Origin of the sequence: Sorangium sp. So ce185, assembly GCF_051526825.1 — a bacterium.
GTDB classification, from domain to species: domain Bacteria; phylum Myxococcota_A; class Polyangia; order Polyangiales; family Polyangiaceae; genus Sorangium; species Sorangium cellulosum_D.
On the sequence record NZ_CP150316.1, the window covers coordinates 1,464,211 to 1,481,598 of the forward strand.

Here is a 17,388-nt window from a genome sequence, read left to right on the forward strand (position 1 = left end):
GCTCGGGCGGGGCCGAGCGCGCCGGACGAGCTCATGGGAGGATGGCGGGCGACGGCTCGCCCTTGTAGACCTGCGAGCAGCGGGGCTTCTTTGCGTCGGCGGGGCAGCCGAGCCCCTGGTAGAAGCTCAGCGAGTTCGCCGGGGGGGCATAGCCGCTCGGGACCTCCAGCCTCCCGACCTGGGCGAAGTAGGTGAGGCACGCGTCGCGCCACCAGCGCGCCTCGTAGTGCTGGATCTGCAGGAAATCGGTCACGTCTTTGAACCGCTTGGCGTCGATGCGACCCTCGACGGACTTCCATGCATCTCGCAGGAGCCCCACCCCGTCCACGCCGAGGCTGTAGCGATGGACGAGCTCCTCCCAGACCGTCCGCCCGGAGCTCAGCTCGTCCTGCCAGCCGACTTTGTGGAAGAAGAGAAGAAAGTCGTCAGGCACCGTGTCCCGACTCCCGAACTGCTGCCCCACGGGCGCGGCGTACTGGGCGACCGCGTTGCTGCCCGAGGGAGAGCGGTTGAAGCCGATGCCGGTCGCGTCCGCCTTGTGGTAGTAGACCGGGTTCCACTCGGCGCGGCCCAGGTTGTTCACCCAGGGGGCCGGCCCGTAGTGGTGGTCGCTGCCCATGATGTGGACCAGGCCGAGCGGCGTCATGTAGTCGACGAGCGTCTGGTGAGAGCTCATCATCATCTGAACGACCGGCTCGACGACGGCGGGGTCGTTCGAGAACGTCTGGCGGACCCACTCCTCGGCGATGGCCTCCGCGGAGAGGTCCGGATTCCATGCCATCCGCCCGAACACGTACCAGTTCGCCTGGTTCATGTGGGACCCGGTCCAGTTCGCGTCGTCGCCGACGTTGGAGACGCCGGCGATCGCGGTGGTCGCGTAGTCGTGGAGGGAGCCGTCGATGACCCGCGCCACGGTCGAGCCCTCGCCGTTCGCGTGGGTGTCCGCCCTGAGGACCTCCTCGTAGAGCGGGCCGAGGTAGGCGAGGTGCGTATCTTCGCCGAGGTACTCCTTGGTGATCTGGAGCTCGAGGACCAGCGGCGTCTTCGGCATGGCCCCGAACAGCGGATGGAACGGCTCTCGAGGCTGGAAGTCGAGGGGGCCGTTCTTGGCTTGCACGAGGACGTTCGCCTTGAACTTGCCGTCCAGGGGCTTGAACTCTTCGTACGCCTGCTTGATGCGGTCCGGAGGGCTCGTGTCCGAGTAGACGAAGGCGCGCCACATCACGATGCCCTTGTGGGGCGCGAGGGCGTCGGCGAGCATGTTGGCGCCGTCGGCGTGCGTGCGGTTATAGTCCTGCGGCCCCGGCTGACCCTCGGAGTTCGCCTTCACGAGGAAGCCGCCGAAGTCGGGGATCTGTCGGTAGATCTCGTCGACCTTGTTCGCCCACCACTGCTTGACGTTGGCGTTGGTCGGGTCGGCCGTGCTCAGGTTGCCGATCTCGACCGGAGCGCTGAAGCGGGCCGTGAGGTAGACCTTGATGCCATAAGGGCGGAAGACGTCGGCGAGCGCCTTGACCTTCGTGAGGTACGACGGCGTGAGGACCTGCGCGTTGGCGTTCACGTTGGTGAGCACGGTCCCGTTGATGCCGAGGGAGGCGTTGGCCCTCGCGTAGTCCTTGTAACGGGGGGAGAGCGTGCCCGGCAGCGCGCTCCAGTCCCAGATGGAGCGGCCCGCGTAGCCGCGCTCCACGCTGCGATCGAGGTTGTCCCAGTGGTTCAGGATGCGATGCTCGATCTTGGGAGAGCCCCCGAGCGACAGCCCGGCGAGGGCGCTGTGGCTCTGGAGGTGCCGGAGGAGGGCGAAGGCGCCATAGAGCACGCCCACCTCCGTGTTGCCCGCCACGGCGATCACCGATTGGCCTCCCACGTCCGCGGCCTCGACGAGGTAGCCCTCGGGGCCCAGGTCGCCGAGGCGCGCCGCGAGCGGCAGGCCCTTGATGATGTCGGCGGCGGCCGTGCCGATCACCACGGCGCCCGGGCCGTCGACGGCCGCGCCGGTCTCGACGGTCCCGCCGATGAGGCCGCTCAGGCCCTTGACCAGCTCGGCCTCGGCGATGTCGAGGCTCGCGCCGCTGCCCGATTTGACGACGCGCTTGAAGGCAGCCTGGTACTCGGCGAGGCGCCTCGGAATCGGGACCTTCGGGTACCGGAGCCAGAGGTCTGCTCCGGTCTCGTCCGGCAGGGAGTCCGGCAAGGGGTACTCCTCGTCGGAGCCCAGCATTCCGCCCTCGCCTCCGGCGCCATCGCCGCCGGCGCCGGTCGTGGCGCCGCCGCCTGAGCCGCCGCTCGCGCTGGTCGAGCCGGTCGCCTCGGTGGAGCCTCCCGTCGAGCTGGACCCGCCGCCGCTGCCGGTCGTCCCGTTCGGTCCGTCGGCGCCGCTCGAGGAGCAGGCGCTCGCGAGCGCGACGCCGAGGAGCCCGACGAAGAGGAGCGGGGCTCTCCGGATCGTCATCGAAGGGGATCGCTTTGCCGGCGGTGGGCCTGAGCGATTTGAAATCTCATTTTCCGAAGGAGGCATCATCTGCATCAGCCTTTCCAGTGGAGGGGGCCAGGGAGAAGCAAGACCAAAGCGGTTTGCCGGCGTCAAGGGTGAATCGCGACGCTCGCCTCGGGCTGACACGGAGGCTCCGGCTCGACTCCGGCGCGCTCCGTCTCACTGCATTGCTTGCGTTTTTTTTCATCATGGTGGCTTCCGTCTCGGGTGGCGGTGCGCTCGGGCGGAGCCGCGCGCGGCGCCCGGCTCGCGGCGCGATGACCGGGAGGTCCTCGACCTTCGCCTGGAGCCCGGGATCTCAGATGAGATAGTGGTTCACACGGAAGGAGAGCTGGTTCGTCCCGGGCTGGACCAGGTCGGTGACCGTCAATCGAAACTCGTACGGATCCCCGTCGACGACCTCCGTGAGCTGCGGCGCGAGCGGGGCCGGGCGCCGGCGATCATGTCGCTGCTGCTCCGCCGGCGCCGTGACATGTCACGGCGCCGGCGGAGCAGGTCAGGGGGCCCGGACGGGGCACGTCGGGCTGCGCGCGCGGCGCCCCCGAGCGCGAGCGCCGCGGCCGCCGTCTCGACGCGGTGGCGCCGGTGGCCTAGCCTGCTCGATGCCGTGAACCGCACACCCCGCCGAACCACCGTTTTCCTGGCCTCCATCGCCCGCACGGCCCTCCTCGGGGGCGCCGCGGCGCTCCTCGGCTGCGAGGCGCTCCTCGGCATCGAGGACGTGTCGCTCGACCCGGGCGCGGGCGGCGGCGGCGCCAGCGTGTCGTCGTCCTCGGCCTCGGCCTCGACGAACGGCGGGGGGCCGGCCGAGGGGGGCGGAGGGCAGGGGGGCCAGGCCCAGGGCGACTTCACGTTCGCCATCCAGTCGACCGGGGTCAACGTGCCCTACAACGGCGTCAATCACGTCGACGTCGCGATCACCCGGATCGGCGGCTTCGACGGGCCGGTCGATGTCGACGTGCAGGCGCCGCCCCCGGGCCTCGTCGCGAAGGCGATCACCATCCCGCCGGGCAGCAGCGCGGGCAGGCTGGAGGTCGGCGCCTCCGGCGCGCTCACGCTGGGCACCGCGTTCGACCTCGAGCTCATCGCGACCTCCGGCGGGACCGCGCGCACCGACACCGTGCGCGCCGTGGTCACGGGAAAGCCCGGCACGCTCGACGAGAGCTTCGGCGAGGCGGGCATCTCCGCCTGGAACCTCGGCTCCGACGGCGGGGGCCTCTACGACCTCCGGCAGACGGCGCAGGGGAAGATCCTCACCGCCGGCAACAGCATCGACGGCCTCGGCGGGGCCCGCCTCGAGGGCTTCCGCCTGCTCGGCGACGGCGCGGCCGACCCGTCCTTCGCGGGCGGCGGCGGCGTGTCGGAGCGCTTCTGCGGATGCACGAAGTACCAGGTGCTCCGCGGGATCACGCGGCTCCTGAACGGCTCCGTCTTCCTCGTCGGCTACGCCCCCGGAGACACGACGGACGACATCGCCTTCCTCCGCTACCGCGACGACGGGACCCTGGACCGCGTCGACTCGGCAAATACGGGCATGGATCTGATCGATCTCGGCGGCGAGGAGCGCGTCGCGGCCATGGATCTGTCGGCCTCGGAGCGGCTCCTCGTGACCGGCCAGCGCGACGACCAGCTCTTCGTGGCGGCCATCAACCCCACCTACGGGTGGCTCGACCGCGACTTCGGCGCGGAGGGGTGGACCGTCCCGTTCATGGGCAGCCCGGGCGCGAGCGCGGGCACGGCGCTCGCGGCGGGCGCGCGCGGCTCGACGTTGGTGGCCGGCTGGGTGGAGGACGGCGGCGATCGGGACCTCGTGCTGCTGGAGCTCACCGCGGAAGGCGCGATCGGCGGCCTCGGGATGATGCAGGTGAAGCGCGCCGGCCTTCAGGAGCCGGTCGCGATGGCCGTCCAGCCCGACGGCCGCATCCTCGTGGCCGCGCGGAGCGAGGAGGCGGGCTCGAGCGACTATCTCGTGGTGCGCTTCGAGGCGGACGGCACGATCGACGAGACCTTCGGGGAGGACGGGCAAGCGCTCGCCGGGGTCCCGGGCGGCGCGGCGGTCGACATGGCGCTCCAGCCCGACGGCCGCATCGTGGTCGCCGGCAACGTGGGGGAGCACGCGGCCAGCCGGCCCACGCTCGCGCGCTTCCTGCCCGACGGCGCGCTCGATCCGACGTTCGGCGAGGGCGGGGTGCAGGCGGTGTTCCTCGGCGAGGAGAACGCCGTGCAGTCGATGACGGTCTCGGCCGACGGCAAGCTGCTCGTGGCCGGCACGCGGCAGACGTTCCCCACGTACGGCCTCGTCGCGCGGCTCTGGAACTGAGCGCGGGCGCGCTCTGGGCGCGGCGTCGCGGCGGCCGCCCGCCTGGCGCGGCGGCCGCTGCCGGGCGCGGCGGGGGGCGGCGCCCGGCGGGCCGCCGCGGCTCAGAACGGCGAGCCGTCCACGCGCGTGCCGGGCGAGCTGTCGCTCGCGGCGAGGGCGGTGTGCAGCGCGAAGGGCTCTCCCGGGGTGGCGTCGGGGTCGCGGTTCATCGAGACGCCGTCGATGGAGAGGGTCGCGTCGTAGGTCATCGCGTCCACGGTGGCGCCGGACGCGTCCTTGAGCGTCACGGTGTCGCCCGCGTTGGTGAGCTCGAGGCGCCCCGTGGACGCGGCCACGGCCCAGCTCGCGCCGGGGGGCACGGCGGTCGCGCCGCCGTACACCACGATGGCCGCGTCGGGCGCGAGCGTCGTCCCGGCGGCGAAGGTGTGCCGCGCCGACACGCGGTCGGAGAGCGTCCACCCGCCGAGATCGGCGGCCGACGCGCCGAGGTTCACGATCTCGACGAACTCGCTGGCCGTGACGCTCTCGGGCTCGTTGGCGAGGATCTCGTTGAGGAAGACGGCGGCCGTGCCCGGCGTCGGATCGACGGGGGACGCGTCCACGGGGATCAAGAAGTCGCGCACGACGCCCATGTGCTGCATCTGGTCGGCGCCGCTGTCGGTCGCGAGGGCGGGGCTGAGCTCCGCGATCGGCGTGTAGACGCGGGTGTCCGCCACGAGGCCGTTCGCGAAGCTGCTCTCGCCGATCACGACGGCGGTCTCGTGCGCATCCAGGTCGGTGTCGACGAGCACCCAGTCGTACGGCTTGCTCCTGCCGGCGTTCGTATCGGTGTCTCCGTTCCTGTCGGCGGGGTAGGGGCTGGACGTGACGACGACCTCCGACAGGGACGAGATGCACGGCTCTGTCCGGCTATCGGTGTTGAAGTCGCCGCCGATGACCAGGTAATCGCCCTCGGGCATGCGCTCGCGGAGGCGCTCGACGAGCTGCCGCGCCTCGGCCTGGCGCACGCTCGAACTGGCGGTCAGGAAGTGCACGCTGACGGCCCAGAGGTCGATCGGCCCGGGGATGTCGATGCGCGCCCAGGCGAAGTCCCGGTTGGGCGCCTCGCTGTCCTCCCACTCGCCGGCTTCGAGGATCGGATAGCGGCTCACGATGCCGTTCGGGATCTGCGCGCCCGCTTCGCGGTAGTAGCTGAACGCGCTGCCGAAGGTGTCGTCGACGAAGGTGCGGAGCGCGTCCGCGCCGTTGGTGCCGTAGTTGAGCTCCTGGAGCAGGACGATATCCGGTCTGACCCCCTGCATGATGCGCTGGCCGTGGCCGGGGTCGTAGCTCTGGCGCGTTCCGCTCGTGAGGTTCGCGGCCATGAGCCGGACGCGCACCGGGGGGACGTCCTCGCCGCCGCCGGAGCCACCTGAGCCGCCGGAGCCGGCCTCGCCGCCGGAGCCACCGGAGCCGGCCTCGCCGCCAGCGCCTTGGCCACCGGCGCCACCCTGGCCGCCGGCGCCGCCTTGGCCGCCGGTGCCGCCCTGGCCGCCGGCGCCGCCTTGGCCGCCGGCGCCGCCTTGGCCGCCGGCGCCGCCCTGGCCGCCGTCGCCGCCCTGGCCGCCGTCGCCGCCTTGACCACCGGCGCCACCCTGGCCGCCTTGGCCGCCGCCGCCGCCCAGCCCGCCGGCGCCGCCCCCGCCGCTGGCATCGCCGCCGCCGCCCAGCCCGCCGGCGCCCGCGGTGCCGCCCTCCCCACCGGACGATGCCGACGACGGGAGGTCTTCCCCTTCCACCGGCGGCGAATCGGCGCCGCAGGCGGTTCCGGCGACGGCGGACAGGAGCAAGGAGAGCCGCAGGAGCAGGTGCCCCACGGTCAAGGAAGACAACACGCGCATCTCGTTACACCGGACCTTTCTTGGTTCCTTTCATGAGAGCATGAAGACGAGCGCGGCAGATACCCTGATCGTGGGCGCGGTCCCCATCTGAGCCATTGGGAGCCCATGTGCGCTAAAGTTGCGTATTCTGCCTTACGCCAGTTCCGTCGCGAGCCCCGGACCTCCCGTCTCCCGCCTTCCGTCTTCCGTCTCCCGTCTTCCCTCTCCCGTGCGCGTGCGCGTGATCTCGGACCCGGAGCAACTCGCGCACAAGAGAGCGCGCATTGGCGTCGGGCCAGTCCGAAATCAACGGGAGCCTCAACGATCACGCCAAGTCGCCCCTCGTGAGCAACGCATCCCTCGATGCGCCGCGCGCGGTGTTCGACACCAACCTGTTCGGCGTCGCCGCCGCTCCCCAGGCGCCACGGCTGGCGCAGAACGTCGTCGCGCCTCTTCAGCGCGCGCGGCGTCGCTCTCCCGGAGCGAGACCCGCCCCCGGGGCGCCGTAGCGCAGCCCGTCGATCAGCAGGTCGACCATGCGCCGACCATGGAGAGCTCCGTCCTCGCCGGGGGCGATGCAGAGGTTGCCGACCGCGCGCAACAGCTCGTACGGCTCGACGTCGGCGCGGACCTGACCCGCGCTCACCGCCGCGTCGAGCAGCGACTGGAGGGCCGGCTCGAGGTGCTGCCGGAAGTACTCCGGCAGGGCGTCGAAGGCAGGGTCTCCGGAGTGCAGGGCCGCGGCGAGCCCGCGCTTCGTCGCGATGAAGCTCGTGTATCGGCGAAGCCAACGCGCCAGCGCCTCGACCGGCTCGTGCTCGCGCGAAAGCGCGGGGGCGGCGGCGGCGCATGCGTCGACCTCGCGTCGAAACACCGCCGCGACGAGGTCGGAGCGCTGCGGGAAGTGACGGTAGACGGTCGCGACGCCGACGCCGGCCCGCGCGGCGATCTCACGCACGGGCGCGTCCACGCCCTTGTCGCCGAAGACGGCCTTGGCCGCCTCGAGCAGCGCGTCGAGGTTGCGCTGGGCGTCGGCGCGCACGCCCCGCGCCGCAGGCCCCTGCGCTTCGGGCTTCTCTGCTCTCGCCGATGGCTTCACGTCGTCCCTGCCTCGGTCGAATCGTGCGCCAGCGCTCCGCCCCTGACAAACGGTATCGACGGCGAGGCGCCGCAGCGAGCGTTCCGCAGCCCCCGCGACGCCGCGGCGGTGCGCGTGGACGGCATCACGAAGGAGCCTCCGCGCCGGCGACGTGCTCTTCGTGCTCCGCTCGCTCCCCGTGCCCTACCCTGGCGGCCCTCGCGATCGCCCCGGAGAAAGCCCGATGAAGCGACCTTGGACCAAGACGATGGGCGTGCTCGGCGTGCTCTGGCTCGCCTTCCTGGTTCTCCTCGTCCGCTCCTCCTGCTCCCGCTCCACCCCGGCGCCGCCGAGCAGCGCCGCGCCTCCGCCCGCGAGCGCGGCGCCGGCCGCGGGAAAGGCGCGCCGGCGCGCCACCGAGCCAAAGCCGCGCGAGCCCGGGAGCATCGCCGGCCGCGTCGCCGAGCCCGCGGGCGCGCCGATCGCCGGCGCCCTGGTCTGCGCCGCCGTCGAGCCGGCCGCGCCGGGCGCGCCGCCGCCCGCGGAGGCGCGCGAGCCGGTGTGCGCGCCCTCCGCGGAGGACGGCCGCTACGAGCTCTCCGGCCTGCCGCCCGCGCGCTGGATGATCACCGCCTCGGCGCCGCATCACCGCCCAGCGCGCCACGCCTCTCCCGACGCCGCCCGCACGCCGTTCGTCGAGCTCGGCGCCGGCGAGGCGCGCGCCGGCGTCGATCTGGTCCTCCCGGCCGGCGGGGTCGAGGTCCGGGGGCAGGTCGAGGACATCGGCGGCGGCGCCATCTCCGGCGCGCTGGTCACGCTCGACTGGCTCGAGCCAGGAATGGGCTCGGTGGTGGCGAGATCCGACGCCGAGGGCCGATACGCCGCGTGGATCGACGAGGGGCCCTACTTCGCGCGCGCTCAGGCCGACGGCTACGCCGAGGCGTTCAGGGACGGCGTGGCGCCGGGGCCCTCGCTCAAGCTCCTGCTGACGCCGGCGTCCGCGCTCGTCGGGCGGGTCGTCGAGGCAGGCACCGGGACGCCGGTCGAGGGGGCGACGATCTCCATCGACAGCGAGGGCGCGTGGGGGCCGATGCACGGTATGCCCGCGGCGCGCAGCGACGCGGACGGGCGCTTCCGCGTCGAGCGGCTCGCGCCGGGGCGCTACCGGCTGGTCGCCCGCGCGCTCGGCAAGCTCGGCCAGGCGCGCGAGAGCGTGCTCCTCGGCCTGGGCCAGACCTCGCGCGAGGTGGTGATCGAGGTCCACCCCGCGCGCGTCGTCGCGGGCCGCGTGGACGTCGCGCCGGACGGCGCGCCCTGCAAGCGCGGCAACGTCGCCCTGCTGAGCCCGGGGCAGGCCGGGATCCAGAGCGCCGCCATCGAGGCCGACGGCTCGGTGCTCTTCGAGGCCGTGGTCCGCGGCTCCTACGAGGTGCTCGTGGCCTGCGCCGACCACGTGGCAGAGCCGACCTACCCGGTCGTGGAGGTGGGGGACGCCGACGTCGAAGACCTCGTGTGGACCGTGCGCGCCGGCCTGGCGATCCGCGGCCGGGTCGTGGACCGCGACCAGAACCCGGTCCTCGCCGCCGTGCACGCGTACGCGCCCGCGATGATGGGAGCCCGAGGCGCCACCGGAGCGGCCGCCCGGACCGAGGCCGACGGGACCTTCGCGCTGAAGGGGCTCGCGCCCGCGAAGTACATGATCATGACGCGCCCGGTGAGCCATGCCGAGCCCGCGCCCGTCGAGGTCGAGCTCCGCGACGAGCGCGCCCCCGAGGTGACGATCGTCGTCGACCGCGGGGGCGCGATCGAGGGGGTCGTCGTCGACGAGGACCGGAAGCCCGTCGCGGGCGTGAACGTCTCGATCCTGGGGACTCCGCCGGACATGGGGGCGCCGGGCGCGGCGATGGGGCCCATGCGGCCGCCCGCGGGCGGGATGGCGAGATCGCTCGACGACGGGAGCTTCGCAATGCGGGGGCTCCCGCCGGGCGATTACCGGGTCTCGGCCAGCGACGCGCCGCCGGCGCTGCCGCCGCCAGGCCCGGGCGCGCTCGGCGGGGCGCCGCAGGCGGTCTCCGCGCGCGTGCAGGCGGGGGCGAGCGCGCGCGTCACGCTGGTCGTGGAGCGCCGGAACGGCGAGATTCACGGGCGCGTCGTGGACGACATCGGCGAGCCGGTGACGGACGCCTTCGTCCACGCCGAGCGCGAGCTCGAGGGCGCGAGCCCGCCGGGGGCGAGCAACCAGGGCAGGGCGCGGTGGGGCGCCTTCGCGCAATCGCCGGTGCTCACCGATCCCGAGGGCAAGTTCGTCGTCGGGAGCCTGCCCCAGGGCACCTACACGGTCCACGCGTACCGCAAGGGAGGGGGCGAGGCCTTCGCCGAGCACGTCCACACCGGCGACAGCGTGACCCTCACCCTGAAGCCGGCCGGCGCGATCTCGGGCACCCTCTCGGTGCCGTCCGGGAAGGTCCCCGAGCAGTTCACCGTCCGCGCGCTCGAGCGGGAAGCGGCGCTCTTCCGCGCCGAGACCTTCGCCTTCACGGGAGGCGCATTCACGATCAGCGACCTCCCGGAGGGGAAATACGAGCTCTCCACCGAGACGCAGGAAGGGACGGCGTCCGTGGACGTCGCGCTCGCGCCAGGGGAGCAGCGGAGCGGCGTGGTGCTCGCGCTCGCGCCGCGCGCCTCGTTGACAGGGCAGGTGGTGTCGCTCGACGGCGGCGCGCCGATCGCCGGGGTGCGGATCAACGTCTATCCTCGCAAGGGGGGGCCGTCCGTGGGCCCGGGCAGCTTCCAGCAGGAGCTCCGCACGGACGAGGCGGGGCGCTTCGAGGTGAATCAGGCCCCCTCCGGGCCCATCATGCTCGTCTGTGCGCCGTCCGATCCGATGGGCTCACCCTACGATACCGCCGTGCTCCCGGTGGACGCGCAGCCGGGCGCGGCGACCGACGTGGGGCGCGTCGTCATGGCGAAGCGCCGCGTCGGGCCGGAGAATCCGCCCGGCGATCTCGGGTTCTCGATCAAGGACGCTTTCGCCATGGATCTGTCCGCGCAGACCCTGGAGGTGAGCGAGGTGCGCCCCGGAGGGCCCGCCGCGCGGGCGGGCCTCCAGGTGGGCGACGCGATCGTGTCCGTCGACGGCCACGATGTCCGCGGGAAGATGGCGTATCTCTACCGGCCGCTCTCCACCGTCCCCGCGGGGACGCAGGTGACGCTCGGGCTCTCGCGCGGGGCGGCCGTCTCCATCACGGCCGGCGAAATGCCGATGCCCCCGGGGTTGCCGGCCGGCGTACCCGCGCGGTGACGGTTGCGCCCGAGGAGCCCGAGAATGAAGAGATTCGAACCGCAGAGGCACAGAGGACACAGAGATGAAGAAAAAATCCTGAGCTCTCTCTCCTCTTCCTCTGTGTCCTCTGTGCCTCGGTGGTTCATTGTCTCAGGGTCTCAACCCGTTCGGCGTTCCAGTCCAGGCTCGGCGCCGCGTTCGTCCGCCTCTGTGGGGCTCAGCGGGAGCTCCACGATGAACGTCGCGCCGGCGCCCGGCTGGCTCTCCACGCGGATGGATCCGCCATGCGCGCTTACGATGCAGCGCGCGATATACAGCCCAAGGCCGAGGCCGCCGAAGTTGCAGACCGACACCGCGCGCTCGAAGCGCTCGAAGATCCTGGCCTGATCCGCCTCCGCGATCCCGATCCCGTGATCTCGGACCGCCAGCAGGGCGCGGCCTTCCCGCTGGCGCGCGCTGACGTGAATGGGGCCGCCGGAGCCGTATTTCATCGCGTTCGACAGGAGGTTGAGCACGACCTGCTCCACGCGAGACGGGTCCCAGCGCCCGATCACGGGCTCGTCCAGATCGAGCTCGGTCCGGCAGCCTGCGTCGGCGAGCTGCTGGCTCAGCCGCTCGATCACGTCGCGGATCAGCTCCGCGAGACCGACGGGCGCCCGCGCGAGCGTCAGCCGCCCGGCGTTCAGCGTCGTGACGTCGAGCAGCTCGTTCACGAGGTGTCCGAGCCGCGCGAGCTGACGATGGAAGACGCGGAGCGCCCCCTCGATCCGCTCCGGGGTGAGCTCCGCGCGCTGGTGGCGACGCAAGAGCAGCTCGACGCGCTGCGCCTGCAGCTGCAGCGAGGTCAGCGGCGTCTTGAGCTCGTGGGAGGCGACGACGAGGAACTCATCCCTCCGCGCGATGGCCTCCTGGGCGTCGGCGAACAGACGGACGTTGTCGAGCGCGAGCGCCGCGCGGTACCCGAGCTCCTCGGCCAGCCGCAGGTCGGCGGGGCCGTAGCGGCGCCGGGGCGTGGTCGAGAGGAGGGTCATGACCCCGAAGCACCGGTCGCGCGCGACCAGCGGGACCCGGAGGAACGCGTGGAGATCGAGCTGCTGGAGCCGGGGCGCGGCGCGGAGGTCGCCCACCTCGGGCCGGTCGAGCGACGCCGCTGCCAGGGGCCGCAGCGCGTCCACGACCGCGTCGGCCAGCTCGGCGGGCACCCCTGCGGTCACCGTGTGTCCCAGGCCGCCGCGGGCGAGGTCGACCTCGATGACGCACTGGTCGGCCAGCTCGGGCACCGCGAGCTGCGCCACGCTCTCGAGGGTCGCGCTGTAGCCGAGGGCCATCAGCCTCCGGCTCGCCTCGGCCAGGAAGCGCTCGGCCCGCTCGGCGCGCTTGCGCTCCGTGATGTCGGTGGAGATGCCGCAGAGCGCGGAGGGCGTCGGCCCCTCGCCGAGAGGGAACTTGACCGACAGGAAGGTGTGCAGCCCGTCCTCCAGCGGCACCTCCTCCTCCCACTCCATCGGCACGCCCGCAGCGAGCACCCGCCGGTCGTGGTCTTCGATGGCCGCGGCGAGCGGAGCGGCGAACACATCGGCGATCGTCTTGCCGAGGATCTGCTCGGGCGGCAGGCGCAAGGTGCTGCTCACGTGCCGGTTGGCGAGCAGGTGCCGGCCTCGGTGATCCTTGACGTAGATGGACGCCGGTGAGTTGTCGATGATGGCCTGGAGGATCTGCTGGTTGGTCTTCAGCGCCTGTTCCGCCCGCCGTCGCTCGGCGTTCTCCTGCTCCAGCTCGGCATAGAGCAGGGCGTTCTCCAGCGAGATCGCCGACTGCGAGGCGAGCAGCTCGACGACGCTGAGCCGCCCGGGGGTGAAGGCGCCGGTGACGAGGTTGTTCTCCAGGTAGAGCAGGCCGAGCAGCCGGTCCTGGCGCACGATCGGGAGGCACAGCACCGATCTCGGGCGCCTGCGCCGGAAATACTCGTCCTCCATGAAGGGGTGGCGGGCGGTGGCGTCGTCGAGCAGCACGCGCTCGTGGCTGCGGCGAACATAGTTGAGGACCGACTGCGGCAGCGCGGCCGAAGACGCCTCGTCGGCGCCGAGCAGCCGCACCGCGCCGCTCGGCGCCTCGATCGCCGCGGTCCACGCGTGTTCACCCCGGACCAGGAACACGCATCCCACCTCGGCGCCCGCGTGCTCGACCACGATGCGCAGCAGCATCTCGAGCAGGCGCGGGAGCTTGAGCTCGCCGGAGATGCGCTGCGAGGCCTTGACCACGGACAGGACGTCGAACTGCTCGGCCCGCACGGCGAAGGTGACGGTGGGCGCGATCGGCTTGCGGTCGACCAGGTGGGAATAGCGCTGGTCGAGCTGCTCCACCTTGGCGTGGGCGCCCCAGCGAAAGAAGCCAGCGCGGGCCTTTTGCAGGTAGGCGCCCTCGGGTATGGACAGGCCGCGCGCGCGGTAGAACCCCGCGGCGAGCTCGCAGGCGATGGCCTCGTGCTGGACGAAGCCGCCCTCCCGCGCCGACGCGATGGCCTGCTCGTAGAGCCGGGCGGCCTCCGGGTCGTGCCCTCGGAGCCGGGCGATCTCGGCGCGGACCAGCGCGTGCTTGTGGAGGAAATTGTCGGGGCAGCTCCTCGCCCACTCGCCGAGCTGCCGCTCGCAATCGAGGAGCTGCGCGGGGAGCGCCCCGGGAGGGGACGGCTGCGCCTCGCCGCCGAGGGTCGCGAGCGAGAGCGCGAGGTAATAGACGTTCTCGGCGATGAGCGCGTACGGCTCGGTCCTCCAGGGGTGCTCGACCGTCACGCGGGTCGCCGCCGCCAGCGCCTCCCTGGGAGAGCCGAGCACGAAGAGCGCCTGGGCCTCCAGGCTGTGATAGAGCCCGCGAGCGCCCAGGAGATCCCCCTCCTCCAGCCGCGCCTCGAACGCCGGCCGATCCAGATCGGAGCCATCCAGCACCGGGAAGCGGACCGGCCGACCTCGCAGCGCCTGGATCATCGCGTGGACGCCGACGAGGGCGCTGTGCGCGAACGCGTAGCCGGCCCTGCGCACGAAGCCGAGGCGCTCTTCGACCTCGTGGAGCACGTCCTCCAGCGGCTCGCCAGAGAGCAGCGGGAACAGCGCGGCCCAGATGCCGTTGAAGCAAGCCATGTTCAGATGGCCGGACTCGGTCGCGGCGCTGAAGCCGGCGCGCGTATACGGATACGTCTCCCGGTAGTGGCGTGTCCAGAAGACGACCATCTGTCCGAAGAGGGTGAACACCTGCGATTTCGTGGTGAGAGAGCCGCTCCTGTCCGCCAGGTCATGGCCGAGCTTGCCGAACAGGTAAGCCTCCTGGTATCGCCCGAACCTCGGGCCGATCAGCCTCGCGAACGCGGCGTACGCGAGGGCGGAGCTCTCGGCGTTGCCGTGGTGCAGGCTGAGCTTGACCATGCGCATGACGAGCAGACAGTGCAGGTCGTGGTCCACGAAGATCGCAGGGGCCGTCACCCCCTGCAGCACGTCCATCATGACCTTGATCTCCGGGTGCGTCATCGGCGGCAGGCGGATCAGGTCCTCGATCGGCCGGTCGCGCAGGGCCTGCCAGACGCTCTTCGTCTCCTCTTCGAGCCGCGCGCTCGAGGGGTGAAGCGGAAGATCGATGTCGCAGGCGCGGAGCCACGAGAGCCCGAGCTCCACCGCGCGAGCGCATTGTCCGTGGGTCTGGGAGACGGCGGCGGCGAGCTCGACGACGGCGGCCGTCTCGATCTTGGTCCTCGCGCGATCCATGAGCTCTTCGAGGAGCCGCTCGGCTTCCTCGACGCTGCCGGTGATGTACGCGGAGCGCGCGCGCTCGAGGCTCAGGTCATAGGTCAGCTGGTACTGCGTCTCCCAGCGATCCTCGCCGAGGAGGGCCATGCCCGCGGCGAAGAGGGCGGCGGCGGACTCGTGGGCCGCCGCGGCCCGGGCTCGCCTGCCGGCGCGGAGGTTCAGCGCGGCGAGCTCGGCCCGCTCCGCCGGGGAGCGGATGAGCGCGGCGCCGCGGTTGAGGTGGCCGACGATGTCGAAGAGCGTCTCCTCGCGCTCTCCCGCGCTTCGACCCCTGAGGAGCAGCCGGCCGATGCAGAGGTGCACCTCGGCGCGCTGCGCCGCCGGGATGAGCGCGTGGGCGGCCTGCTGCACGCGGTCGTGGAGGAACCGGTAGTCGCCGTTCCGGCGGAGGAGCAGCCCCTCGCGCACCGCCTCCTCGAGCGCGTCGCGGAGCTCCGCCGCCTTGCGGTTCGCGACCACCGCGAGGGTGTCGAGGGCGAGGCTGCTGCCGAGGCACGCGGCGAGCTTGAGCGCGTCCTGCGTCGAGGCCGAGAGCCGCTTCAGCTTGCCCACCATCAGGTCGACGACGTTGTCGCTGAAGCCCTTGTCGCGGATCGCGGCGATGTCCCACCGCCACGCCGCCTCGCCCGCGTCGAAGGCGATGAGCCCCTCTTCGTGCAGCGCGAGCAGGAACTGGAGCACGAAGAACGGGTTGCCGCCGGTCTTCTCGTAGACCAGCCGCGAGAGCGGCTCGACCCGGTCGGCGCCGGCGTGGACCGCCCCGGCGACGAGCGCGCCGACGTCGGAGGTCGAGAGCGGCGCGAGGACGATGTCGCTGATGGCGGCGCCGCGCTTCCGCGCGTCGGCCAGCATGAGCGACAGCGGGTGCGCCGGGCCGACCTCGTTGTCCCGGCAGGCGCCGATCAAGAGCAGGTGCTCGGCCTCGGCGTGCGTGATGAGCTGATCGAGCAGCTGGAGGCTCGCCGCGTCGGCCCATTGCAGATCGTCCAGGAAGAGCACCATCGGGCGCTCCTTCTGCGCGCACGCCGCGACGAAGCGCTGGAGCGTCGCGTGGACGCGGTGCCGGGCCTCGACCGCGGGGAGCTCCGGCGCGGGCGGCTGCGGGCCGAGGAGCAGCTCGAGCTCGGGGAGCACGCCGGCGAGCAGCCCGCCGTTCGGTCCGAGGGCCTCCCGGAGGCGCTGCCTCCAGCGCTCGATCTCCCCCTCGCTCACGCACAGGATCTCCTGCACCAGCCCCCGGAACGCCTGGAGAAAGGCGTGGTACGGGCGTTCCCTCTCGAGCTGGTCGAACTTGCCGGAGAGGAAGAACCCCCGCTCCCTCACGACCGGCCGGTGCAGCTCGGCGACGAGCGACGACTTGCCGATGCCCGAATAGCCCGACACGAGCACGAGCTCTGGCCGGTCCTGCGTCACCACCCGCTCGAACACGGCGAGCAGCGCCTCCACCTCGCGCTCGCGCCCGTACAGCCGCTGCGGGACCTGGAACCGGTCCGAGAGGTCGCGCTGCCCGAGCGGGAAGCGCTCGATGGCGCCGCTCGCCCGCCACCGGGCGAAGCACTCGTCCAGGTCGTGCCGCAGCCCGAGCGCGCTCTGGTAGCGCTCCTCGGGGGCCTTGGAGAGCAGCTTGAGCACGAGCGCGGACAGGAGCGGGGGAATCGAGGGGACGATCGCGTGCGCCGCCGGCGGCTTCTTCGCGATGTGGCAATAGACCCACGCGACGGGATCGCCGGCCCGGAACGGCAAGGTGCCAGTCAGCATCTCGTGGAAGGTGACGCCAAGGGAGTAAAGATCGGTCCGCTCGTCGATCCAGCGGTTCATCCGGCCTGTCTGCTCGGGCGCCATGTAGGCCAGCGTCCCCTCGATGAGCCCGTGGTGGACGACGTCCTGGGGCTCCCGGGGCGAGAGGCAGGCGATCCCGAGGTCGGTGATCTTCACCTGCCCGGTCTCGGCGTTGTAGAGCAGGTTCTGGGGCTTGATGTCCTTGTGGATGACGTGGTGCCGGTGCAGCTCGGCGAGCGCGTCGGAGAGGCGCAGGGCGAGGGGGAAGAAGCGTTCGAGCGGCATCGGCTCTCCGAGGAGCCGTTCGAGCGAGCGGCCGCCGAAATCCTCCAGGATCAGCGCCGCCTGGCCGCCGGCCGATCCGAGCGCGTAGACCTTGGCGATGGCCGGCGTGCTCAGCGCCGCGGCGACCTCGCGCTCGTGGCGCAGCCGCCCGAGGGCGCGAGCGTCGGCGTGGTCGCGTCGCAGGACCTTGAGCACCACGGGGAGGCCGTCGTCCTCGCGCACGGCCCGGTAGAGAAGGGTGTCTGAACCCTCGTGGAGGACCGCGATGATGGCATAACGGGACGACGCCCCGTGATCGGTGCAGACGGGAATCGTGTTCACGGGAGCGGTGCGACGGGGAATGTGCGACGCATGCTGCCATGGTCGGCGCGCATCGCCATCGCTTTGAGCGGGGCGATCGTCGAGGGGCCGCTCCGCGGGAACCCTGGAGCTCGAGCGCCTGGCGTGAGCCGCGGCCGCGCAGGGGAGGGGCCAGGCGCGGGCCGAGCGGGAT

6 protein-coding genes are annotated in these 17,388 nt (G+C 72.4%); 2 read left to right on the plus strand and 4 right to left on the minus strand.

Annotation, left to right across the window (positions count from 1 at the left end; genetic code table 11):
• Positions 1–31: 31 nt before the first annotated feature.
• Positions 32–2,452 (minus strand): alpha-glucuronidase family glycosyl hydrolase, encoded by a 2,421-nt coding sequence (locus WMF26_RS05475; protein WP_437999434.1) that lies wholly within the window; start codon positions 2,450–2,452, stop codon positions 32–34.
• 649 nt (positions 2,453–3,101) lie between these two features.
• Between WMF26_RS05475 and WMF26_RS05480 the strand changes: the two genes are divergently transcribed.
• Positions 3,102–4,814 carry a delta-60 repeat domain-containing protein gene (locus WMF26_RS05480; protein ID WP_437999435.1) on the plus strand — a complete coding sequence of 571 codons (1,713 nt, stop codon included), beginning with the start codon at positions 3,102–3,104 and terminating at the stop codon, positions 4,812–4,814.
• A 101-nt stretch (positions 4,815–4,915) separates the two neighbouring features.
• Here the strand turns inward: WMF26_RS05480 and WMF26_RS05485 are convergent, their stop codons facing one another.
• Both WMF26_RS05485 and WMF26_RS05490 read right to left on the minus strand, forming a co-directional pair.
• A complete protein-coding gene (locus WMF26_RS05485; RefSeq protein ID WP_437999436.1) occupies positions 4,916–6,688 on the minus strand; it encodes a lamin tail domain-containing protein in 1,773 nt (590 codons plus the stop codon).
• Positions 6,689–7,127: 439 nt separating this feature from the next.
• Positions 7,128–7,772, minus strand: coding sequence for a TetR/AcrR family transcriptional regulator (locus WMF26_RS05490; protein ID WP_437999437.1), 645 nt, complete (start codon positions 7,770–7,772; stop codon positions 7,128–7,130).
• A 223-nt stretch (positions 7,773–7,995) separates the two neighbouring features.
• Here WMF26_RS05490 and WMF26_RS05495 point away from each other — a divergent pair, with 223 nt between their 5' ends.
• Positions 7,996–11,052 (plus strand): carboxypeptidase regulatory-like domain-containing protein, encoded by a 3,057-nt coding sequence (locus WMF26_RS05495; RefSeq protein WP_437999438.1) that lies wholly within the window; start codon positions 7,996–7,998, stop codon positions 11,050–11,052.
• Positions 11,053–11,192: 140 nt separating this feature from the next.
• Here the strand turns inward: WMF26_RS05495 and WMF26_RS05500 are convergent, their stop codons facing one another.
• Positions 11,193–17,216 (minus strand): AAA family ATPase, encoded by a 6,024-nt coding sequence (locus WMF26_RS05500; protein ID WP_437999439.1) that lies wholly within the window; start codon positions 17,214–17,216, stop codon positions 11,193–11,195.
• Positions 17,217–17,388: the final 172 nt, after the last annotated feature.

Excerpts from the sequence above, each read along its gene's own strand:
- WMF26_RS05495 (WP_437999438.1), top strand. The coding sequence starts at position 7,996 with ATGAAGCGACCTTGGACCAAGACGATGGGCGTGCTCGGCGTGCTCTGG.
- WMF26_RS05475 (WP_437999434.1), bottom strand. The coding sequence starts at position 2,452 with ATGACGATCCGGAGAGCCCCGCTCCTCTTCGTCGGGCTCCTCGGCGTC.